The organism is Cryobacterium sp. SO2, assembly GCF_026151165.2.
In the GTDB taxonomy this organism is placed as follows: Bacteria; Actinomycetota; Actinomycetes; order Actinomycetales; family Microbacteriaceae; genus Cryobacterium.
In genome coordinates this window covers 2,004,239-2,023,502 of record NZ_CP117849.1, presented here as the reverse complement: position 1 = coordinate 2,023,502, position 19,264 = coordinate 2,004,239, and the positions used below count along the sequence as shown (strand labels likewise).

The window sequence follows — 19,264 nt, the reverse complement described above, 5'->3', positions numbered from 1 at the left end:
TGGCGGAATGGTCAGTCATAGCGCGCCTCCGCCCGCCAACCCTGGTCGTCCAGGGCGAGCAGCCAGGCGTCGCCGGTGTCGTCGACGATCTGCATTCGCTGCACGGTTCGCGCGGCCGCCGTGTCCCACCAGCGTTCCTGAACCGGCCAGGGGCCCGCCCAGGCCGCGACCCGGCGATCCGTGGGGCCGGTCGCGCCCTGGGGTGACGGCACCGGGGCGAAGCCGGTGGGTACTCCGTCCAGCGCACCGCGGTCGTCCACGGCGACCGGGCGGCCATCGGCGGCGAGGAGGCTGACAGGGCGGCGCTGCCGGAACACCGTGGACGGGACCAGCCCGCCGAGGCTGCCGGACCAGGGCCGGGCCGGGCCACGGGAACCGGTGTTGGGACCGGCGTCGTCGCCCCAGGGCACCCAACGCTGCCGGTCCGCGAGCATCCGCCCGCCACCGATCATCGCCGTCACGACCCCGGCATGGCCGACGAGCCCCTGCACCCGGGTGAGGGCGTGGTGGATGCGTTCATCGGGGCCGGTTCCCCACAGGCCGTCCTCGTGGTTGGCGACGGCGTCGACCCGGTCGGGGGACAGGACCACACGCACAATGCCCGCGGCGAGGCCGGACCCCGCCCGTCCGTCGCCCTGCAGCTGCCAGCGCACCCGGTCGATGAGATCGGTGGCGCTGAACCAGCGCGGATGCCGCCAGGTGCGCTCGGTCAGCGCCCCATCCTCCGTGGTGACGAGGATGCTGACCGCGGTGCAGACCAGGGTCTGTTCCCGGAGGGAATGCACGAAGGCATCCGCCGTGCTTCGAAGGGCGAAGGCGAGCTGGTCGATGCGGTCCAGGGCGGGTTCGAAGTCCTGGCCACGGTCAAAGACCGGGGTGGGGGTGCGGGGCACCACCTCCTCGCGCTCGTGGCCGGACGCCCGGGCATGGGCCTGTGCTGCCGCTGCACCGAAGCGGCGGTGCACGTCCAGGGCCGGCAGCGCGGCGAATTGGCCCAGGGTGTGCACGCCGAGACGGGCCAGCAACGTGCCCAGCGGGCCGTCGACGACGACGGCAACGGGTAGCGGGGCCAGGAAGGAGGCGGATTCGCCCGAGGGGATGATGCTGACCTGGTCGTGGACATTCCGCCCCGGGGTCCCGCCTCGCCGGGCGGCCTGCTCGGCCGCGAACGGGCCGTCGGCGATGCCCACTCGGGCCTCTGCCAGTCCGGCCGTGCGCAGGTAGTCGAGCAACGCCACGGCCGCGGCCTCTTCGCCGTCGTAGTAGCGCACCGGCCCGCGCGCGCGGATCGCGCAGGTACCCGGACGCACCACGGCCACGCCGGGCGTGAGCGCCTCGATGCCGTCGAGCACGGGATCGAACGCCCGGCGATCCAGAACCGGGTCGTAGGGCAGCACGACGAGGTCGGTACAACGGAACTGGGCTTCCCGGAGGGTCAGTCCCCGGCGAACCCCGGCGTTCCTGGCCTCGGGGGAGCAGGCGTAGACCAGGCCGTGGTCGACCAGGGCCAGCGGGGCGTCCGGCACGACGTCGGCGGCGGACCGAGCGGCGATCACGGGCCAGTCGGGGCACCAGAGCACGATGGTTCGTTCCCTGTTCATGGCCGTCACCCCGCCGCCGGATGCAGGTGGGCGCGGCTTCGTACCGCGGCGAGGGGTGGACGTCGGAGTGTCTCGGCGGGGTTCAGGTCCGTGCCCGGGTCTGGCAGGTGCAGGGCCCCTGTGCGACGGGGTCCGGCGCGGTCGTCGACGGCGACGGAGAGGTCGCGGCCGGACAGGTAGCCGTGCCCGGCACCCAGGCCCTCCCAGCGGGTGCCGGTGACCCGCAGGGCGGCCTCGCTCTGCGCCCAGCCCCCGGCGACGATCAGGGTGCATCCAGTTTGCCGCAGGCGCGCGCCCAGCCTGGCGACCTCGGCCGCGCCGACGGTACGCTCCGGGTGCACGACCACCAGAGGCAGGACATCCACCAGCGCCGCCGTCACGGCCAGCCACTGGTCGCCGGGGGAGGGCACGAGCACCAGCCGTTCCAGGTCGATGCCGAAGCCGACCGCGGCCTCGACGCCGAAATCGGGCAGGCCGACCACGGCACCCCACCCGCCGTCCGTGGTCGCGGCACCGAGGATGGCCATGATCAGGGAGGTGGAATTGTCCACGCTGTAGGCCACGCCGGAGCGCAGCCGCCCCTGGGGCAGCAGAGCGGCCAGGCCGCCCGGCAGAACGCGACCCTGTGGCTCCCAGCGGTCGCGTTGCATGCCGTTCATACGTTCCCGCAGTTCGGTGACGCGCTCGGCGGCGGTCCCGGCGGCCGAGCCCTCGACAGCCGAGCCCGCGACGGCCGAGGAGACCCGCGCCGGTGTGGCCGGCGAGTCGGGTGCAACGGAAGTCAGGGGAATAGACACCCTTCAATTTTCGAACACAGATTCGAATTAGTCAACCGGTGTGGATAACCAAGGCCGCCCCGACCGACACGATAGCCTGAGCCTATGTGTGGGCGATTCATCATGACCGATTCGGCGCCTGACCTCGCCGCCATGTTCGACATCGAGCACGAGGCCGGTGCGCTGCCGGACCCGTCCTGGAACGTGAAACCGACCGAGCAGATTCCGATCGTGCTCGAATCGATGAAATCCGACCCGGCCGTGCGCCGGCTGGAATCGGCGCGCTGGTCGCTGGTGCCTACGTTCTCCCCGGAGCTGTCGGCCGCATTCGCCACCTTCAACGCCCGGGCGGAGACGGTCGCCGAGAAGCCGACCTTCCGCACGGCCCTGGCGAAGACTCGCGCCATCATCCCCGCCACGGGGTACTACGAATGGCACACCGTCGGCACCCGGAAGACCCCGTACTTCGTGCACTCCGAAGACGGACTCCCACTGACGCTGGCGGGCCTGTATTCCTGGTGGCGCAACCCGGCCCTCGGCCAGGACGACCCCGCGCGCTGGGTCCTGACCGCGACCATCCTCACCGCCCCCGCCCAGGGCGCCCTCGCCGACATCCACGACCGGATGCCCGTGCTCTTGCCCGAGGAAGCCTGGGATCGCTGGCTGGACCCGCACGCGGACGGGGACCAGACCCTCGTCAACGCGGTGGTGGAGGCGTCAACGGAGGAAGCAGCCGGGTTGGCCTTCTACGAGGTCGCCCCACTCAGCGGCGAGAATGCGCCTGAACTCATCGATCCCGTCGGCCCCGAGCGCGAAGTCGGCTACAGCGCGTAGCGACAGCCACACCGGGCGCCGTCGAACCAGTACGCTCGAAGCGAGCCCGGAACGCTTTCGCGGCACCGTTGAGAGGACCCAGCCCATGCACATTGTTTCCTTCGTCGTGGCGATGGCCGCCTTCGTACTCGGCCTGTGGCTGTTCGGCCTGGCCTTCACCGTGACCGCCTGGCAGGGGCCGATCTTCATCTCGGGGATCCTGGCCGTCAGCGCGGCGATCGCTATCCCCGTCCACGTCCTGCGCGACTGACCCCGCGGTGCGCGCCGAACAGCTCACCGACCCGATCACCTTCCACGGGGAGGGGCCGGTCTACTCGGCAACCTGGGGAGGGCTTCGCCTGGTCGACCTGTTCGCCGGTGACGTACTCACCCTGGCCGCCGACGGTGCGGTGACCCGGCGACACGTGGACGAGATCGCGGCAGCACTCCGGCCCCGGGTCGGTGGCGGCGCCGTGATCGCCGCCGAGCGCGGCTTCATCCTGGAGGACCCGGACGGAACCCTGACCCGCCTGCCTGAGGTGTGGGCCGACCCGACCGTACGCATGAACGACGGCGGCACCGCCCCGGACGGCTCGTTCTACTGCGGCTCGATGGCGTACGACCAGCGCACCGGCGCCGGGTCGCTCTACCGCTTGGCTCCGAACGGGTCCGTGGGTCTCACCATGACAGGCGTGACCATCTCCAACGGGCTCGAGTGGAGCCCGGACGGCTCGCTGGCCTATTACAACGACACCCCGACGGGACGGATCGGCGTGTTCGACTGGACGCCGGAGGCCGGCCTGACCGGGCTGCGCACCTTCGCCGAGATCCCCGAAGCCGACGGCTACCCCGACGGCCTCACCGTCGACAGCGACGGGGGCGTCTGGGTGGCCCTGTACGCCGGGGGAGCCGTGCGCCGCTATTCGCCGCAGGGGACACTCGACGAGGTCATCGACGTGGACGCCAGCCGGGTCACCGCCCTCACCTTCGGCGGGGAGGACCTCCGCCAGCTGTTCATCACCACGTCCAGGGAAGACCTGGCCCCGGGGGAGGACCCCCTGGCCGGGTCGATCTTCACCGCCATGCCCGGAGTCGCGGGCCTGCCGGCGAAACCCTTCGCCGGTTAGTCTCGGCCGGAGCTACAGGCCGGCGACGAGGTTGATCAGCGTCGCCAGAATAATCGAGCCGAACAGGAACGACATCAGCGCGTGCCTGAGGGCCGCCGCCCGCATGACCGACGACGTCAGCGAGGTGTCCGACACCTGGAAGGTCATGCCCAGGGTGAAAGCCAGGTAGGCGAAATCGGCGTACCGCGGCGGCTCCGTCTGGTTGAAGTCGACCCCGCCATCATCATCCGCGTAGTAGAGCGACGCGTAGCGCAGCGTGAACAGGGTGTGCACCAAAACCCAGGACAGCGCCACTCCCACCACCGCCAGGGCCGCCAGGAGAATCTGCCCCGACCCGACCGCACTCCTGGCCTGCAGGAGCACGATCAGGATGCTGCCCAGGCTCGCCAGGCTGGCCAGAATCAACAACAGGTCGGTGATCCCCCTGGACGGGTCTTCCCTTGTGGCATGTGCGGCCGTGGTGGCGGAGTCCATCGGGGCGATGGCGAGCCACACCCAGCCGATGTAGAGAATTGCCGCCGCGGCCCAGCCGATCGCCGGTGCCAGCAGCCACGCCCCGAGCAGACCGGTGACGAGGCCGGTGACCACGCCGACGGCGACCATGGCGAGGAGGCGAGTGCTGGAGCGATGCGCCCGGGGAACGAGAGCTGATGTGTTCACCCGCTGATCGTCGCACGAATCGTCGGAGCGGCCCGCGCGACCGGCGGTGTCGGCGAGATGTCAGCAAGGCTGGTTAGGCTGATGACCTATCAATTCCCCGTTCCAGGCCGAAAGAGACCTTAGAGAATGTCAGAGAGTCCGGCCGCGGCCAGCCCCTACGAGGTGCTGGGAGTGAGCCCGTCGGCGACCGATGAGGAGCTGCGACGCGCCTACCGGAAGAAGCTGCGCCAATCCCACCCGGACGTCGGCGGCAGCGCCACGTCCTTCCACGCCGTGCAGGTGGCCTGGGAACGCATCGGCAGCCCGGAAAGCCGGGCCGCGTATGACGGCGCCCGCTACCCCGACGCGTCCTATTCCGGCGCGGCCCCCCGCACGTCGTCCGCGAGGTCGTCGTCACCGGGTGTCAAGGCCAGGATGCACGGGCACCCGGGTGGGCACTCCCGGCAGCGTTACCTCGCCCTGCTGCGCGAATGGGCGGGTAGGGGGACCACGATCGCGGACCCCTACGCGCCCGACCTGATCCGGTCCGCGCCCCAGGAGATCCGCCACCGCCTGGCCAAGGCCCTGGCGGAGGAGTCCACCGCGCACCTGATCTCCGGGCTCGGAATCGGCTACACGGCCTGGCACGATGTGGCCACCCGCGACGACGCCGACAAGATCGACCACGTGGTGCTCGGCCCGGCCGGCCTGTTCGCGATCCTCTCCGAGGATTGGGGGTCGCCGGTTGCGCTCAAGCGCGGGGAACTCGTCGGCGAGTCACTGGAGCCCGGCGAAGAACCCCTCGACGAGTTCGCGGTCGCCGCCCGGATCCTGGCGAAGTCGCTGCGGGTGCGCTTCACCGCGTTGATCGTGGTGGCCCCGGACGAGGCCGTCGCCGAACCGCTCTCCCTGCCCGGCCGCGGTCGCCGACCCCTGATCGTGGTGATCCCGAAGTCACGCCTCGTCGGGGTGCTGCGTGACGGCATCGCCGGCATGGAACGCGGCAGCTTCGAGAAGGTCTTCGAACTTCGCAGTACCCTGCAGAACGGTATCCGCTTCGTCGAGGACTAGCGGGAACTGCGCGGAGACTAGGCGGGGACGGTCTCGGAGAGGCCGAGCTTTCGCACCCAGAAACCCAGGAACGCGGCGCCGGCCTCGTCGTGGATGAGGTCTCCCTCCACGATCACCGGATACGGCCGCACCAGGATGCCGTCACTAGGCCGCACGTCCACGTGCGCCACGTCGAAGCCGGCCGCGTGCAGGTGATCGGCCATTTTGTAATCGCTGCGCGAATCGCCGACCGACCGCCACACCCGGGGGAGCGCGCCGCCCTCGGCGAAGAAGGCCAGGGCGCGCTCGGCGGCGTGGTCCTTGTCCAGATCCACCGACTCGATATCGGTGGAGATGATCGTCGTGTCGATGCGGAACGGCACCGCGCCGGTCACGTCGGGGGAGGCGAGGTCTCCGAAGCGCACCCCGAGCCCGTGCTCGATCATGATGGCGTATGCATCCGCCTCGAACGACGCCTGGGCGGCATGGTACGCGGCCCTGTCGACATCCGTGCGCTGTTCGACTGACACCATCGCGAGCTTGGTCTCGTCGAAGAACATGGTGTCGGCATAGTCGGTGGTGACGAGCTCTCGGATGCGGCCGACGACCGCGGCGGGTAGGGCCACGCTGTCGTCGACGACGATTTCACCCATGCCGGCGGCGGTGATCGGGAACCAGACGGCACCCTTTTCACACACTCCGTACATGCGCATGTTCAGCGGCAGCCCAGCGGCCAGCAGCGGCGTCACCACCTGATCGCTGATGAAGGCGGCCGATCGCCCGGTGATGAAGCCGATCGGCACGTTCGCGCCGGCCAACGTGATTAGGTCGGTGATGATGCTCGGTCTTGCGATGGTGCGGGTGTCGGGGCTGGCGATCGGACCGTCGACATCCAGGAGCAGGCCAAGCGGGGAAACGGTTTCAGGCATGGTTCATTGAAGCAGTTTCCGGTGCGGCCCGCCGGCAGGCCGGCACCGCCTATCGTTGAACCTGATGATTACCAGACGAGAAGCAGCACTCCGCCTCGACATTCCCCTCGAGATGGCGCAGCGCCACGACCTTCCCAGCCGAATGACCGAAGCCCAGCTCGCCGAGATCGAAACGAACCCGCCCGCCTGGCTGGTGCAGTCGCGCGCGAACCGCACCGGGAAGAAGCCCGTCTGGATTGATCTCACCTGCAGCGTCTGCGGGTACACCGAGGCGGCCCGGCCGAAGAAGTGGTGGCCGACCTTCACCTACCTCACCTGCGACCATCACGGCTATGACGAGCTGCCCGCCGCAGAAGCCGGACTCAGCCGGCGCGAGGTCGACGGCATCGGCAGCCGCTTCATCGGCATCGTCGATGCCGCCGAGCACAGCGAGGAGCTCTCATGAGCCTGATCCGGCTGAACGACGTCACCGTTCGTTTCGAGAACACCCAGGTGCTGCGCGAAACCTTCTTCAGGCTCGAACCGGGTGACCGGGTCGGCATGATCGGCCGGAACGGGTCGGGAAAGACCACCCTGATCAAGCTGATCCTCGGCCAGGTGATGCCGGACACCGGCACCGTCACCGTGGACGACGGCGTGAAGATCGGCTACTTCTCCCAGTTCTCCGAATTGAACGGCGAGTCGACGATCACCGAGGTGCTGGACGCCCTGTTCGTTGAGATCAAGGCCGTCGAGGCCGAGCTCGCGTCGATCGATGCGGCCATCGCCGCCGACTCCTCGGCCAGTGCAGAGCTGGACCGGTTGATCCACCGCCAGTCCGAACTTTTCGAGGATATGGACCGGTTGGACGGCTGGGACTACCCTCGCCGGATCGACGCCGCCCTCACCATCCTGGGCTTCGACGAGGCCCACCGCAGCTGTGCGATCGACGAACTCTCCGGCGGCTGGCGCAACCGCGCCGCCCTGGCGAAGATCCTGCTCGAAGCGCCGGACGTGCTCTTGTTGGATGAGCCCACCAACTACCTCGACGTGGCCGGAGTGGAGTGGTTGGAGAGCTGGTTCCGCGACTTCAAGGGCGCCGCCGTGATCGTCTCGCACGACCGCACCTTCCTCGACGCCGTCGTCACGCGCATCATCGAGCTGGAGAACTTTCACCTGCACGAGTACCCGGGCAACTTCGGCGAATACGTCGTGCAGAAGCAGTTCCGGCTCAAGACCCTCGAGGCGCAGTTCGTGCACGAGTCCGAACTGCTCGCCTTCGAGTCCGAGGGGATCGCCGACCGGCGCGAGGCGCAGAAGGCCGCCAGCCGCAAACTGGGCACCCAGCTGGCCACCATCAAGAAGTCCCGCACCCCGCGGCCCGTCGACAAGATCATCACCGAGATCTACGGCGGACTGCACGTGAAGGATGTGCTCTGCCGGGTGGAGATGCTCAGCAAGGCGTACGGCGACAAGGTGCTCTTCAACGACCTGAGCTTCGAGATCCGCCGCGGTAACCGAATCGTGGTGCTCGGCGCCAACGGCAGCGGCAAGACCACCCTGTTGCGCGTGCTCACCGGCGAGGAATCCGCGGATCACGGGCACGTGGACTGGGCCAAGGGCGCGGGCATGGTGTCGTACAACCAGGTGCTCGCCGAACTCGACGACACCGACACGGTCAGCCACGCCGTCAACGCGCTCGAGGGCAGCCTGGCGTTCACCGCCACCCGCAAGTCGGTGAACCGGTTCCTCACCATGTTCCAGTTCTCCGAGGCCGACCTCAAGCAGAAGATCGGCAACCTGTCCGGCGGACAGAAGGCCCGCGTGGCCATGGCGCAGTGCCTGCTCTCCGGTGCCTCGGTGCTACTGCTCGACGAACCCACCAACCACCTGGACATGTCCAGCACCCAGGTGATGGAGCGCGCCCTCCTGCACTTCCCGGGCGCCGTGGTCGTGGTCAGCCACGACAGGTTCTTCACCGACAAGATCGCCAACCGCCGCCTGATCTTCGGCCAGCTGGGTGCCGAGCCCGGCGAGGTCGAGGTCGCCGTCGCCTGACCCGCGAATCGCTCAGCCCGGTCAGGTTCACTCCGGGCCGGCGAGAGTCCCGTCGGGGAGCGCGTCGCGGATCGATCCGGGACCGGTGCCCAGGTGGAGCGGCCAGACCACCTCGGCGCTGCCCGGGATCTGCCAGACCAGGCCCTCGAGCGCGGACGCCTGGTACAGCGGCTGGCCGGCGGGCCTTCCGGCGCCGGGATCCTCGATTTCCGTGTACACGGAGGTTGGGTCCAGGTACTCGTCCACGTAGATGGGGGCGCCGTCCCAAGCCGGTTCCAGGTAGGCGACGATCGCCGTTCCCGGCGGAACGGTCCGCGTGCACTGGCCGGGGCTGCCCGAACCGAATTCGATGTAGACGCTTGCGTCGGCGGCCGGGTCCAGTTTCCCGGCTACAACCGTGACGTCACGCACGACGATCACCGCGCTTCCGGTTGTCGACGTCTGGTTCGGAGCGCTGTAGATGGTGTCGCGGCCCGGCTGGATCCGATCGATTTCGCCCGCTATGACCACCGTGCTTTCGCGGGCCAGAATCGCCAGCGACTCGATCGGGTCATAATCCACGATCCCCGGTGGGCTGCAGGCCGTGAAGACCTCGGCAGCGCTGGGTCCGTATGGTGACGGGCCGACGGTCTGGCCCGCCACATCCGGTGCCGCGTCGGCGCCCCGGCCGCGTCCTGCCAGCAGGACACCGGCGCAGACACATGCGCCGAGCATCCGCCACGCCTTGGCTCGAACTGGGTAGCCGTTCATACCCGGTAATGTCCGGCCGGTGCTGCCCGGTTCCCCCGAGCGGGCAGCACCACGGTTGTTACAGCGTCGCGCGCACCTGCACGGTCGCCCCGACCGGCGCATACGGCACGGTGCGGCCCTCGATGGCCACGCCGTCCACCTCGAGGCTCGCCCGTGAACCCTCGCGGCCGGAGTTCGCCACGGTGATCACGTAGGTGGCCCCGCGGGCCTGCCGGGTCACGGTGAACTCAGCGACATCCGGGCCGATCTGCGGGTCGACCACGAGGCCGTCGTAGTCGGTGCGCACACCCAGCAGGTACTGCGAGACCGTCACGAAGTTCCACGCCGCCGTGCCGGTGAGCCAGGAGTTCTTGGCCTCGCCGTGCCGGGATGCTTCCTTGCCCGCGATCATCTGGGCGTAGACATACGGTTCGGTGCGGTGCACCTCGGAGATGTCCTCCCGATACGCCGGCGTGATCTTGCGGTAGTGGTCGAACGCCTTCGCGCCACGGCCGAGCACGGTCTCACCGATGATCACCCACGGGTTGTTGTGGCAGAAGATGCCACCGTTCTCCTTGTAGCCCGGGGGATAGGTCGACACCTCGCCGAGTTCGACGCGATAGCTCTTGTACGCCGGGTACTGCAGCACCAGGCCGTGCTCGGAGCCGAGCAGCCGATCCACCGAATCGAGCGCCCGGAAGGCAGGACTCGTCTTCACCGGGGTGCCGTCCTCGTTGTGCTCCACGCCGACACCGGCGAGCACCGCGAAACCCTGCGGTTCGATCCAGATCTGGCCCTCGGTGTCTTCTGAGGTGCCCACCTTGTTGCCGTAGAAGTCGTAAGCACGCAGGAACCAGTCGCCGTCCCAGCCGTGCGTGAGCAACGCCTGGCTCATCTCCGCGGCCGCGGTGCGGGCCAGCTCGGCCTGCGCCGTGTCACCGCGTCGCGCGGCGATGGTGGCGTACTGCCCCGCCGCGAGCACGAACTGTGCGGCGATGAAGGTGGACTCGGCCACCCCGCCGGCCTGATTCTCGGTGGTCTGGAAGGACTCACCTGGCGTGGTGGAGAAGCAGTTCAGGTTGAGGCAGTCGTTCCAGTCTGCGCGACCGATCAGCGGCAGTCCATGTGGGCCGAGGTTGTTCCGGGTGAACTCGAACGACCGGGTGAGGTGGGTGTAGAGCGTCTCGGCGAGCTCGTCGTTGTTGTCGAACGGCACGATCTCATCGAGGATTCCGTAGTCGCCGGTCTCCTTGAGGTAGCCGTCCACGCCGATGATCAGCCACGCGGGGTCGTCGTTGAACCCGGAGCCGAGTTCGTTGTTGCCGCGCTTGGTGAGCGGCTGGTACTGGTGGTAGGCAGACCCGTCCGGCAGCTGGGTCGCGGCGATGTCGAGAATGCGTTCGCGGGCGCGGTCCGGGATCAAGTGCACGAAGCCGAGGAGGTCCTGGGTGGAGTCCCTGAACCCCATCCCACGGCCGATGCCGGTCTCGAAGTACGAGGCCGAACGGCTCATGTTGAACGTCACCATGCACTGGTACTGGTTCCAGATGTTGACCATCCGGTTGAGCTTGTCGTCCGGCGAGGTGACGGTGTACGCCGAGAGCAGGTCGGTCCAGTACACGCCGAGCGCGTCGAACGCGGCGTCGGCGGCCTCGGTGGTGGACAGCCGGGCGAGCAGTGCCTGCGCACGGGTCTTGTTGATGACCTGCTTGGCGTCGTCCTCCCATTTGTCCTCGCCGTTTGCGGCGTTGTTCTCCAAATAGCCGAGCACGAAGACCAGGTCGCGGCTCTCGCCGGGCTGCAAGGTGGAGTCCACCTGGTGCGATCCGATCGGGTACCAGCCGGACGCCATCGAGTTCTGCGCGTGACCGGCGTGCGGCACCTTCGCCTCGGCGAGCGTCTCGTAGAGGCCCACGAAGGTCTCCCGGTCGGTGTCGAAGCCGGCGATCTCGGCGTTGACCCCGTAAACGGCGTAGTGGTCGCGCCGCTCGCGGTACTCGGTCTTGTGGTAGATCGCGCTGCCGTCGACCTCGACCTCGCCGATGGAGAGGTTGCGCTGGTAGTTGGTTTGGTCGTCCTGGGCATTCCAGAGGCAGAACTCGAGGTAGGAGAAGAGCGAGAACGTCTTGACTGAGTCCGAGGTGTTGGTGATCGTGACCTTCTGCACCTCCGCGGTCTCGCCGAGCGGAACGAAGTACAGGGTGGAGACCTTGAGGCCGCCACGTTCGCCCGTGATGCGGGTGTACCCCATGCCGTGCCGGGTCTCGAAGAAGTCGAGCTCCTTCTTCATCGGCAGCCAGCTGGACGTCCACACATCGTCGCCGTCCTTGATGAAGAAGTAGCGTCCGCCCGAATCGGTGGGGATGTCGTTGTAGCGGTAGCGGGTCAAGCGGCGCATCTTGGCGTCCTTGTAGAAGGTGTAACCGCCCGCCGTATGCGAGACGAGCGAGAAGAAGTCCTCGCTGCCGAGATAGTTGATCCACGGGTAGGGCGTCACCGGGGTCTCAATGACGTATTCCCTGGCTTCGTCGTCGAAGTGGCCGAATTTCATGCGTGCACCTTTTCGGTATCCACGGACCGGATGCGGCGATTCAACATCCTGAATCCGCCGTCGCAGCCGGGCCTAGTCTAAATGAGAGCGCTCTCACGGACGCCTGGCTTGACTCTAGCAGCACGACCCGCCGCCGGAACACCCCGACGCGGCGCAACAAAAAGGGCCGGATCCCAGGATCCGGCCCTCGTACGTGCGACAGTGCCGAATCAGAAGATCCGGCCCGATATATCCGGCCGAGTATTCGACCCGTTAAACGAGACAGGGCCGGATCCTAAGATCCGGCCCGTGAACTGTCTCAACCAGTTCTCGTTGATCGTTGTCTTACCAACAATCTCCGTGTCCGAGGGGGGACTTGAACCCCCACGCCCTATACGGGCACTAGCACCTCAAGCTAGCGCGTCTGCCATTTCCGCCACCCGGACTGGATGTTTTGGCCGCAGTTATGTTTTGCTGCCGGGGAATAACTTAGCACGGATCCAAACCGCCCTCGGACACCATGGCGCTCCACCGGTCGAAGAATGCCTCGTTCGGAGACCCCTCAGGGAGTACCCGGCAGCAGGCACTGCGCGGATGCCCGGTAGCGTGAACTGCATGACAGCTCTCGCCTCCACGCCAGACGCGGCCGACGCCCTCGACCTGACCGCCGAGATCGCCCGCGACCTCATCAGGTTCGACACCACCAACTACGGTGAGGGCCGCTCCAACGGCGAGACGGATGCCGCGGAGTACGTGGCCGAAAAGCTGCGGACCCTGGGCCTGAAGCCGGAACTGTTCGACGCCGCACCCGGCCGCACGAGCGTCGTGGCCCGGGTACCCGGCCGCGACCGCAACAAGGGCGCCCTCGTTGTGCACGGCCACCTCGACGTGGTGCCCGCCGAACCGGCGAACTGGTCGGTGGACCCGTTCGGCGGCGAGATCAAGGACGGGATGCTGTGGGGCCGCGGCGCTGTGGACATGAAGAACATGGACGCGATGATCCTGGCGTCGCTGCAGGACATCCTCGGCACGGGCGCCGCTCCCGAACGTGACCTGGTGATCGCCTTCTTCGCCGACGAAGAGGCCGGGGGAGTGCTCGGCTCGCACCACCTCGTCGACACCAGACCCGAACTGTTCGCAGGCGCGACCGAGGCGATCAGCGAGGTCGGCGGCTACTCGATCAGCATCGGCGGGGAGCGCGCCTATCTGCTCCAGACGGGTGAGAAAGCTCTCATCTGGCTCAAGCTCGTCGCCCACGGCCCGGCCGGGCACGGCTCCCGTCTGGTCACGGACAACGCGATCACCCGTCTGGCCGAGGCCGTCGCCAAGGTGGGGCGACGGGACTGGCCGATCCGGCTGACCGGCACCACTCGACAGCTGCTCTCCGAGATCGCACGGATCCTCGGCGTCGACCCCCAGTCGATGGGGCCGGACGAACTGGCGCTGGCCACCGGCACAGCATCCGGATTCATCCAGGCGAGCCTGCGCACCACCATGAACCCGACCGTGCTGCAGGCCGGGTACAAGCACAACGTGATCCCCGATCGCGCCGAGGCGCTCATCGACCTCCGCTCCCTGCCCGGCGAGGAAGACGCTGTGCTGGCTGAACTGGCCGAACTGGTCGGGCCGGATATCGAGATCATCGTGATGCACAGGGACGTCGGCCTGGAGACCGACTTCTCCGGACCGTTGATCGACACGATCGTGCAGACCCTCGGCCGGCACGATCCCGGCGCCCCCGTGCTGCCCTACCTGATGCCCGCCGGCACCGACAACAAGGCGCTCAGCAAACTGGACATCAAAGGATACGGCTTCGCCCCGCTGAAACTCCCAGCCGATTTGGATTTCCCGGCGCTGTTCCACGGCGTTGATGAGCGCGTGCCGCTGGACGCATTAGTGTTTGGCAGGACGGTTCTGACCGATCTGCTGTCGACGTACTAGCCTCTGCCTGAGCTCCTGGGCCTGAGCTACCGACAGCACACAGCACAAGCGAAACGAGTATCACGTGGACTTCATCAACGCGGTCATCCTGGGCCTGGTGCAGGGGCTGACCGAATTCCTGCCGGTCTCCTCCAGCGCGCACATCAGCATCGTCGGGCAGTTCCTCGGCACCGGTGAAGACCCCGGCGCCCGGTTCACCGCCATCACCCAGATCGGCACAGAGGCTGCCGTGGTGATCTTCTTCTGGCGCGACATCGTGCGCATCATCGGGCAGTGGGCCAAGTCCCTGGTCGGCAAGGTCCCGCGCAGCGACCCGGATGCCCGCATGGGCTGGCTGATCATCCTCGGCACCCTGCCCATCGTCGTCCTCGGCCTGCTCTTCCAGGACCAGATCGAGACCTCCCTGCGCAACCTCTGGGTCACCGCGATCATGCTCATCGCCTTCGGCATCCTGCTGGGCATCGCCGACTACGTGGGCGCCAAGCGCCGCCGGCTGGGCGACCTCACCGTCGGCCACGGCGTCATCTTCGGTTTCGCGCAGGCCCTGGCGCTGATCCCCGGCGTCTCGCGGTCCGGTGGCACCATCACGGCCGGTCTGTTCCTGGGCTACGAACGTGCCGCAGCGGCACGCTACGCGTTCCTTCTCGCGATCCCGGCCGTTCTCGGCAGCGGCTTCTACCAGGTCTACAAGTCCATCAAGGAGCCCTGCGTCGCGGCCGCAGCCACCTGCACGCCCGAACTGTTCGGCCCGTTGGAGACCCTGGTCGCCACCGTCGTGGCCTTCATCGTGGCGCTGTTCGTGATCGGGTTCTTCATGAACTACATCTCCAAGCGCAGCTTCCTGCCGTTCGTGGTCTACCGCATCGCGCTGGGTATCGTCGTGATGATCCTGCTCGGCACGAACACCATCACCGCCTAGTTAGGCTGGATGTATGCGCGCCTGGTCACAACCCGTCATCCCGTCGATCCCGGGAAGTGCAGCCGCGCCGCGCCTGCACGACACGGCCACGGACTCCATCGTCGAAGCCAAGCCGACGGACGTCGCCCGGCTCTATGTCTGCGGCATCACCCCCTACGACGCCACCCACCTGGGCCACGCGGCCACCTACCTGGCGTTCGACACGCTACAGCGGGTCTGGCTCGACGGCGGCTACCGGGTGCACTACGCGCAGAACGTGACGGATGTCGACGACCCGCTGCTTGAACGTGCCACCGCGACGGGCGTGGACTGGCGCGAGCTCGCAGCCTCGCAAATCGACCTGTTCCGCGGCGACATGGAGGCCCTCGGCATCATCCCGCCGAGCGACTTCGTGGCCGTCACCGACGTCATCGACGACATCGCCGCGGCCGTTCTCACGCTCCGCGAATCCGCCCTGGCCTACCGGGTGCCGACGCCGGACGCCCTGCCGACTCCGGACGGCCCCGGCGCGGACCTGTACTTCGACATTCGCGCCGCCGAGCGCCAGGCGCCCTGGGTGCTGGGCGAGGAAAGCAACCTCGACCGCGACACCATGCTCAGCCTGTTCGCCCAACGCGGGGGAGACCCGGACAGGGCTGGGAAGCGCGACCAGTTGGACCCCTTGCTGTGGCGCGCCGCGCGCGCGGGCGAACCGTCGTGGGAGTCACCCGTCGGCGCCGGACGCCCAGGCTGGCACATCGAGTGTTCGGTGATCGCCCTCGCCGAACTCGGCACCGATTTCACGGTTCAGGGCGGCGGCAGCGACCTGATCTTCCCGCACCACGACATGAGCGCCGGTCACGCCGCCGCCCTGAGCGGGCATCCGCTCGCGCAGGTGTACAGCCACACCGGAATGGTCGCCTATCAGGGCGAGAAGATGAGCAAATCCCTGGGCAACCTGGTCCTGGTGTCCCGGCTGCGCGCCGGCGGCAGCGACCCGCGCGCCATCCGCCTGGCCCTGTTGGCTCAGCACTATCGCACCGACTGGGAGTGGACCGCCGAACAGCTGATGGATGCCGAGGCACGCCTGGCCGCGTGGACCCTGGCCTTCGGACCGATCGCTGTGCCCGCCGCCGTGGCCGCCGACATCGCTGCGGAGAGTGCCACGGCCGTCATCGAACGAATGCGCGCGGCCCTGGTGAACGACCTGGACACCCGGGGCGCCCTCACCGCGGTGGACGCCGCCGTTGCGGCCGGAGTCGACGACCCCGCCCTGCTCGCCGCCGCGATCGACGCGCTGTTGGGCGTCAAGCTCTAGCCTCGAAAAGCCAACCAGCGACTGCTAGGGCTGGCGCGGCTCCGGGCCGGGGCGGCCATCCGCCCGGCCGTCCCGGCCATCGCCGCGCTTGCGCAGATACTTCTCGAACTCCTGGGCGATCGCCTCTCCGCTGGCCTCCGGAGAGTCGACGGTGTCCCTGGCCTGCTCGAGCTGGCCGATGTACGCGGCCATCTCTTCGTCCTCCGCGGCGAGGGCGTCGATGCCCGTCTCCCACTCTGAGGCGTCGGTGACCAGGTCGCCGCGGGGGATCACAACGTCGATGATCTCCTCGAGCTTGTCGATCAGGGCCAGCAAGGCCTTGGGCGAGGGCGCGTTGTGCACGTAGTGCGGAACCGACGCCCAGATCGAGAGGCTGGGGATTCCCACGGTTTCCGCCGCCGCCGCGAGCACGCTCAGGATGCCGACGGGCCCCTCATAGCTGCTGCGCTCGATCTGCAGCTCCGCACGCACGTCGGGGTTGTCGCTCGAGACGAAGATCGAGATCGGGCGGGTGTGCGGCACATCTGCCAGCATCGCACCGAGGAAGACGATCCCACTCACATCGGCGGCGAGGACAGAATCGAGGATCTCGGCAGTGAAGCTCTTCCAGCTGCGCGAGGGTTCCGTGCCGATGAGCAGGTAGATGTTGCCGGCGTTGGTGCCGCTCACCTTTAACTGCGCGTCCTCGGCCAGCGGAACACCGCTGCTGCCGGGAACGACCGGACCGTACATGACGGCACTCGGCCACTCGATGACCCGGTGACCGTCCTCGTCGGTGGAGATCGTGGGCCGGTTGAACTGGTAGTCGAAGTAGAGCTCAGGGTCGATCCGCTTGACCTCGTCGACGTCGAGGAGGTCCTTGAGCGTGTTCACGGCGCCTGTGGCGGCCTCGCCCGCATCGTTCCAGCCTTCGAAAGCGACTACCAGTAGTCGCCCGCTGAGGAACCCATTGCCGTCTGTCACGTGCGTAAAACCTCGTGTATTCCGGCCGCCGCGACTGGGTGGCCTCCTTCAAGGATAGGCCGTGCCCCCTAAACTTGAACCCCGTGACACTGATCCCCGCTTTCTCGTCCCCACCCGCAGCCGTCCTGTGGGACATGGACGGCACCCTGGTCGACACCGAACCGTACTGGATGCGAGCCGAACACGAGCTCGTGGAATCGTTCGGCGGGGTCTGGACCCACGCCGACGCGATGCTCCTGGTCGGCTCCGGACTGCTCGGTTCCGCCGCCATCCTGCAGAACCGCGGCGTCAACCTGGCCGCAGAGGCCATCGTCGACGTGCTCACCACCCGGGTGCAGGAACAGCTCGCCTCCGCCGGCATCCCGTGGCGCCCCGGCGCACACGAGTTGCTCAGCGAACTCCACGCCGCGGCGGTGCCGATGGCCCTGGTGACGATGTCCGAACAACGGATGGCCCGCCAGATCGCCGGCATCGTGGGCTTCGAGGCCTTCACCACCATCGTCTCCGGCGACATGGTGCTGCAGAGCAAGCCACACCCCGAGGCCTACCTCACGGCGGCCGACACCCTCGGCGTCGACCCCGTGCACTGCGTCGCCATCGAGGACTCGTTGCCGGGCGTCGCCGCGGCCGTCGCGTCAGGCGCCGTGGTCGTCGCGGTGCCGCACATGGTGCCCATTCTTCCCAGCGAGCACTACACCCGGCTGGATACCCTTGTCGGCAGCACGCTGGCCTCGCTCACCGAGCTCTACCGGTCCCGCCGACCTGCCCCACTTTCCCACCCCACCACACCCAAGGACGCAACACGCGCATGAGCGACAACCAGGTCATCCAGAACAGCGGTCCGTTCCGCGCCGGCGACAGAGTGCAGTTGACCGGGCCCAAGGGCAAGCTCAACACCATCACCCTGGTACCGGGCAAGACCTTCCACACCCATCGGGGCATCCTCGAGCACGACGACATCATCGGCCGCCCCGACGCCTCTGTCGTGACCAACAACGTCGGAGTCGAACACCTGGCGCTGCGTCCGCTGCTGATCGACTTCGTGATGAGCATGCCGCGCGGCGCGGCGATCATCTACCCCAAGGACGCCGCCCAGATCCTCGCCCAGGCCGACATCTTCCCCGGCGCCACCGTCGTCGAGGCCGGGGTCGGCTCCGGCGCCCTGTCCCTCTGGCTCTTGCGCGCGATCGGACCGGCCGGCCACCTGGCGTCCTTCGAACGTCGCGAAGAGTTCTCCGACGTGGCCAGGGCCAACGTGGCGACCTTCCTGGGGCACGACCCGCAGAACTGGTCCGTCACGCTCGGCGACCTCGCCGACACCCTGCCGGAGACCAGGCCGGCTCAGTCCGTCGACCGGGTCGTGCTGGACATGCTCGCGCCGTGGGAATGCATCGACGTCGTCTCGGACGCCCTCAAGCCCGGCGGAGTCCTGCTCTGCTACGTCGCCACCGTGACCCAGCTCTCCCGCGTGGCCGAGGCCATCCGCGCCACCGGCAACTACACCAACCCCGATTCGCACGAGACCATGGTGCGCGGCTGGCATGTCGAGGGCCTCGCCGTGCGCCCTGACCACCGCATGATCGGACACACCGGTTTCCTGATCACCGCGCGCAGGCTCGCGCCGGACACCATCCTGCCCGAGCTCAAGCGCCGGCCGTCGAAGACCGACTTCAGCGACGCCGATGTCGAGCTGTGGACCCCTGGTGCCCTCGGCGAACGCTCCGTGAGCGCCAAGGTGATGCGCAAACGCAACCGCACGGCAGAGACCGGCGCGGCGCTCTCCAAGGCCCGCGACCTCGACGCCGGTTAGGATGGGTGTCGGCCCGCCGCCCGCACCAGGATGCTCGGGCCAGAACTTTCCCCGCTATTCACTCGCCAGCGCAAGCGCTGTGCGCTTTCCCTGTATCGAAATG

General features: G+C 68.1%; 18 protein-coding genes and 1 tRNA gene. 11 read left to right on the top strand and 8 right to left on the bottom strand.

Features of this window, described 5'->3' with window-relative positions:
- Nucleotides 1-11: 11 nt before the first annotated feature.
- Both BJQ94_RS09330 and BJQ94_RS09325 read right to left on the bottom strand, forming a co-directional pair.
- A complete protein-coding gene (locus BJQ94_RS09330; RefSeq protein ID WP_265401041.1) occupies nucleotides 12-1,601 on the bottom strand; it encodes a DNA polymerase Y family protein in 1,590 nt (529 codons plus the stop codon).
- Between the two features lie 5 nt (nucleotides 1,602-1,606).
- Nucleotides 1,607-2,398: a hypothetical protein gene (locus BJQ94_RS09325; RefSeq protein WP_265401042.1), complete on the bottom strand. Its 792-nt coding sequence runs from the start codon at nucleotides 2,396-2,398 to the stop codon at nucleotides 1,607-1,609.
- An 84-nt stretch (nucleotides 2,399-2,482) separates the two neighbouring features.
- Between BJQ94_RS09325 and BJQ94_RS09320 the strand changes: the two genes are divergently transcribed.
- The 3 genes from BJQ94_RS09320 (at nucleotide 2,483) to BJQ94_RS09310 (ending at nucleotide 4,317) form a co-directional block, all read left to right on the top strand.
- On the top strand, nucleotides 2,483-3,211 hold the full coding sequence (locus BJQ94_RS09320) for an SOS response-associated peptidase (protein WP_265401043.1): 729 nt from the start codon (nucleotides 2,483-2,485) through the stop codon (nucleotides 3,209-3,211).
- Nucleotides 3,212-3,296: 85 nt separating this feature from the next.
- Nucleotides 3,297-3,461, top strand: a complete 165-nt coding sequence (locus BJQ94_RS09315) for a hypothetical protein (RefSeq protein ID WP_265401044.1) — start codon at nucleotides 3,297-3,299, stop codon at nucleotides 3,459-3,461.
- Between the two features lie 7 nt (nucleotides 3,462-3,468).
- The gene (locus BJQ94_RS09310; protein WP_265401045.1) at nucleotides 3,469-4,317 is read left to right on the top strand and encodes an SMP-30/gluconolactonase/LRE family protein; all 849 of its coding nucleotides are present in this window, start codon (nucleotides 3,469-3,471) and stop codon (nucleotides 4,315-4,317) included.
- Nucleotides 4,318-4,329: 12 nt separating this feature from the next.
- Here BJQ94_RS09310 and BJQ94_RS09305 read toward each other — a convergent pair whose 3' ends face one another.
- Nucleotides 4,330-4,977: a DUF1345 domain-containing protein gene (locus tag BJQ94_RS09305; protein ID WP_265401046.1), complete on the bottom strand. Its 648-nt coding sequence runs from the start codon at nucleotides 4,975-4,977 to the stop codon at nucleotides 4,330-4,332.
- A gap of 126 nt (nucleotides 4,978-5,103) precedes the next feature.
- Here BJQ94_RS09305 and BJQ94_RS09300 point away from each other — a divergent pair, with 126 nt between their 5' ends.
- Nucleotides 5,104-6,027: a DnaJ domain-containing protein gene (locus tag BJQ94_RS09300; protein WP_265401047.1), complete on the top strand. Its 924-nt coding sequence runs from the start codon at nucleotides 5,104-5,106 to the stop codon at nucleotides 6,025-6,027.
- A 17-nt stretch (nucleotides 6,028-6,044) separates the two neighbouring features.
- Here the strand turns inward: BJQ94_RS09300 and BJQ94_RS09295 are convergent, their stop codons facing one another.
- Nucleotides 6,045-6,935 (bottom strand): hypothetical protein, encoded by an 891-nt coding sequence (locus BJQ94_RS09295; RefSeq protein WP_265401048.1) that lies wholly within the window; start codon nucleotides 6,933-6,935, stop codon nucleotides 6,045-6,047.
- A 64-nt stretch (nucleotides 6,936-6,999) separates the two neighbouring features.
- Here BJQ94_RS09295 and BJQ94_RS09290 point away from each other — a divergent pair, with 64 nt between their 5' ends.
- Together BJQ94_RS09290 and BJQ94_RS09285 are read left to right on the top strand one after the other, a co-directional pair.
- Nucleotides 7,000-7,380, top strand: a complete 381-nt coding sequence (locus BJQ94_RS09290) for a hypothetical protein (protein ID WP_265401049.1) — start codon at nucleotides 7,000-7,002, stop codon at nucleotides 7,378-7,380.
- Entirely contained in the window at nucleotides 7,377-8,972 is a 1,596-nt protein-coding gene (locus tag BJQ94_RS09285) for an ABC-F family ATP-binding cassette domain-containing protein (RefSeq protein WP_265401050.1), read from the top strand. The genes BJQ94_RS09290 and BJQ94_RS09285 overlap by 4 nt, the downstream gene beginning before the upstream one ends.
- A gap of 27 nt (nucleotides 8,973-8,999) precedes the next feature.
- Here BJQ94_RS09285 and BJQ94_RS09280 read toward each other — a convergent pair whose 3' ends face one another.
- The 3 genes from BJQ94_RS09280 to BJQ94_RS09270 all read right to left on the bottom strand — a co-directional run bounded on the left by BJQ94_RS09280 (nucleotide 9,000) and on the right by BJQ94_RS09270 (nucleotide 12,677).
- Nucleotides 9,000-9,722, bottom strand: coding sequence for a hypothetical protein (locus tag BJQ94_RS09280; RefSeq protein ID WP_265401051.1), 723 nt, complete (start codon nucleotides 9,720-9,722; stop codon nucleotides 9,000-9,002).
- 58 nt (nucleotides 9,723-9,780) lie between these two features.
- The gene (locus BJQ94_RS09275) at nucleotides 9,781-12,252 is read right to left on the bottom strand and encodes a glycosyl transferase (protein WP_265401052.1); all 2,472 of its coding nucleotides are present in this window, start codon (nucleotides 12,250-12,252) and stop codon (nucleotides 9,781-9,783) included.
- A gap of 340 nt (nucleotides 12,253-12,592) precedes the next feature.
- A tRNA-Leu gene (locus BJQ94_RS09270) sits at nucleotides 12,593-12,677 on the bottom strand.
- A gap of 169 nt (nucleotides 12,678-12,846) precedes the next feature.
- On the opposite strand from BJQ94_RS09270, the gene BJQ94_RS09265 reads away from it, so the two are divergent.
- The 3 genes from BJQ94_RS09265 (at nucleotide 12,847) to mshC (ending at nucleotide 16,388) form a co-directional block, all read left to right on the top strand.
- On the top strand, nucleotides 12,847-14,172 hold the full coding sequence (locus tag BJQ94_RS09265) for a M20/M25/M40 family metallo-hydrolase (RefSeq protein WP_265401053.1): 1,326 nt from the start codon (nucleotides 12,847-12,849) through the stop codon (nucleotides 14,170-14,172).
- Between the two features lie 64 nt (nucleotides 14,173-14,236).
- On the top strand, nucleotides 14,237-15,091 hold the full coding sequence (locus tag BJQ94_RS09260) for an undecaprenyl-diphosphate phosphatase (RefSeq protein WP_265401054.1): 855 nt from the start codon (nucleotides 14,237-14,239) through the stop codon (nucleotides 15,089-15,091).
- Between the two features lie 13 nt (nucleotides 15,092-15,104).
- Nucleotides 15,105-16,388 carry a cysteine--1-D-myo-inosityl 2-amino-2-deoxy-alpha-D-glucopyranoside ligase gene (gene mshC, locus BJQ94_RS09255; protein ID WP_265401055.1) on the top strand — a complete coding sequence of 428 codons (1,284 nt, stop codon included), beginning with the start codon at nucleotides 15,105-15,107 and terminating at the stop codon, nucleotides 16,386-16,388.
- A gap of 24 nt (nucleotides 16,389-16,412) precedes the next feature.
- On the opposite strand, the gene BJQ94_RS09250 is transcribed toward mshC, so the two are convergent.
- The gene (locus BJQ94_RS09250; RefSeq protein WP_265401056.1) at nucleotides 16,413-17,351 is read right to left on the bottom strand and encodes a PAC2 family protein; all 939 of its coding nucleotides are present in this window, start codon (nucleotides 17,349-17,351) and stop codon (nucleotides 16,413-16,415) included.
- Nucleotides 17,352-17,434: 83 nt separating this feature from the next.
- Between BJQ94_RS09250 and BJQ94_RS09245 the strand changes: the two genes are divergently transcribed.
- Both BJQ94_RS09245 and BJQ94_RS09240 read left to right on the top strand, forming a co-directional pair.
- Complete coding sequence (locus BJQ94_RS09245; protein WP_265401057.1) at nucleotides 17,435-18,163, top strand: HAD family hydrolase; 729 nt, start codon at nucleotides 17,435-17,437, stop codon at nucleotides 18,161-18,163.
- Nucleotides 18,160-19,161: a tRNA (adenine-N1)-methyltransferase gene (locus BJQ94_RS09240; protein ID WP_265401058.1), complete on the top strand. Its 1,002-nt coding sequence runs from the start codon at nucleotides 18,160-18,162 to the stop codon at nucleotides 19,159-19,161. The genes BJQ94_RS09245 and BJQ94_RS09240 overlap by 4 nt, the downstream gene beginning before the upstream one ends.
- Nucleotides 19,162-19,264 lie beyond the last annotated feature (103 nt).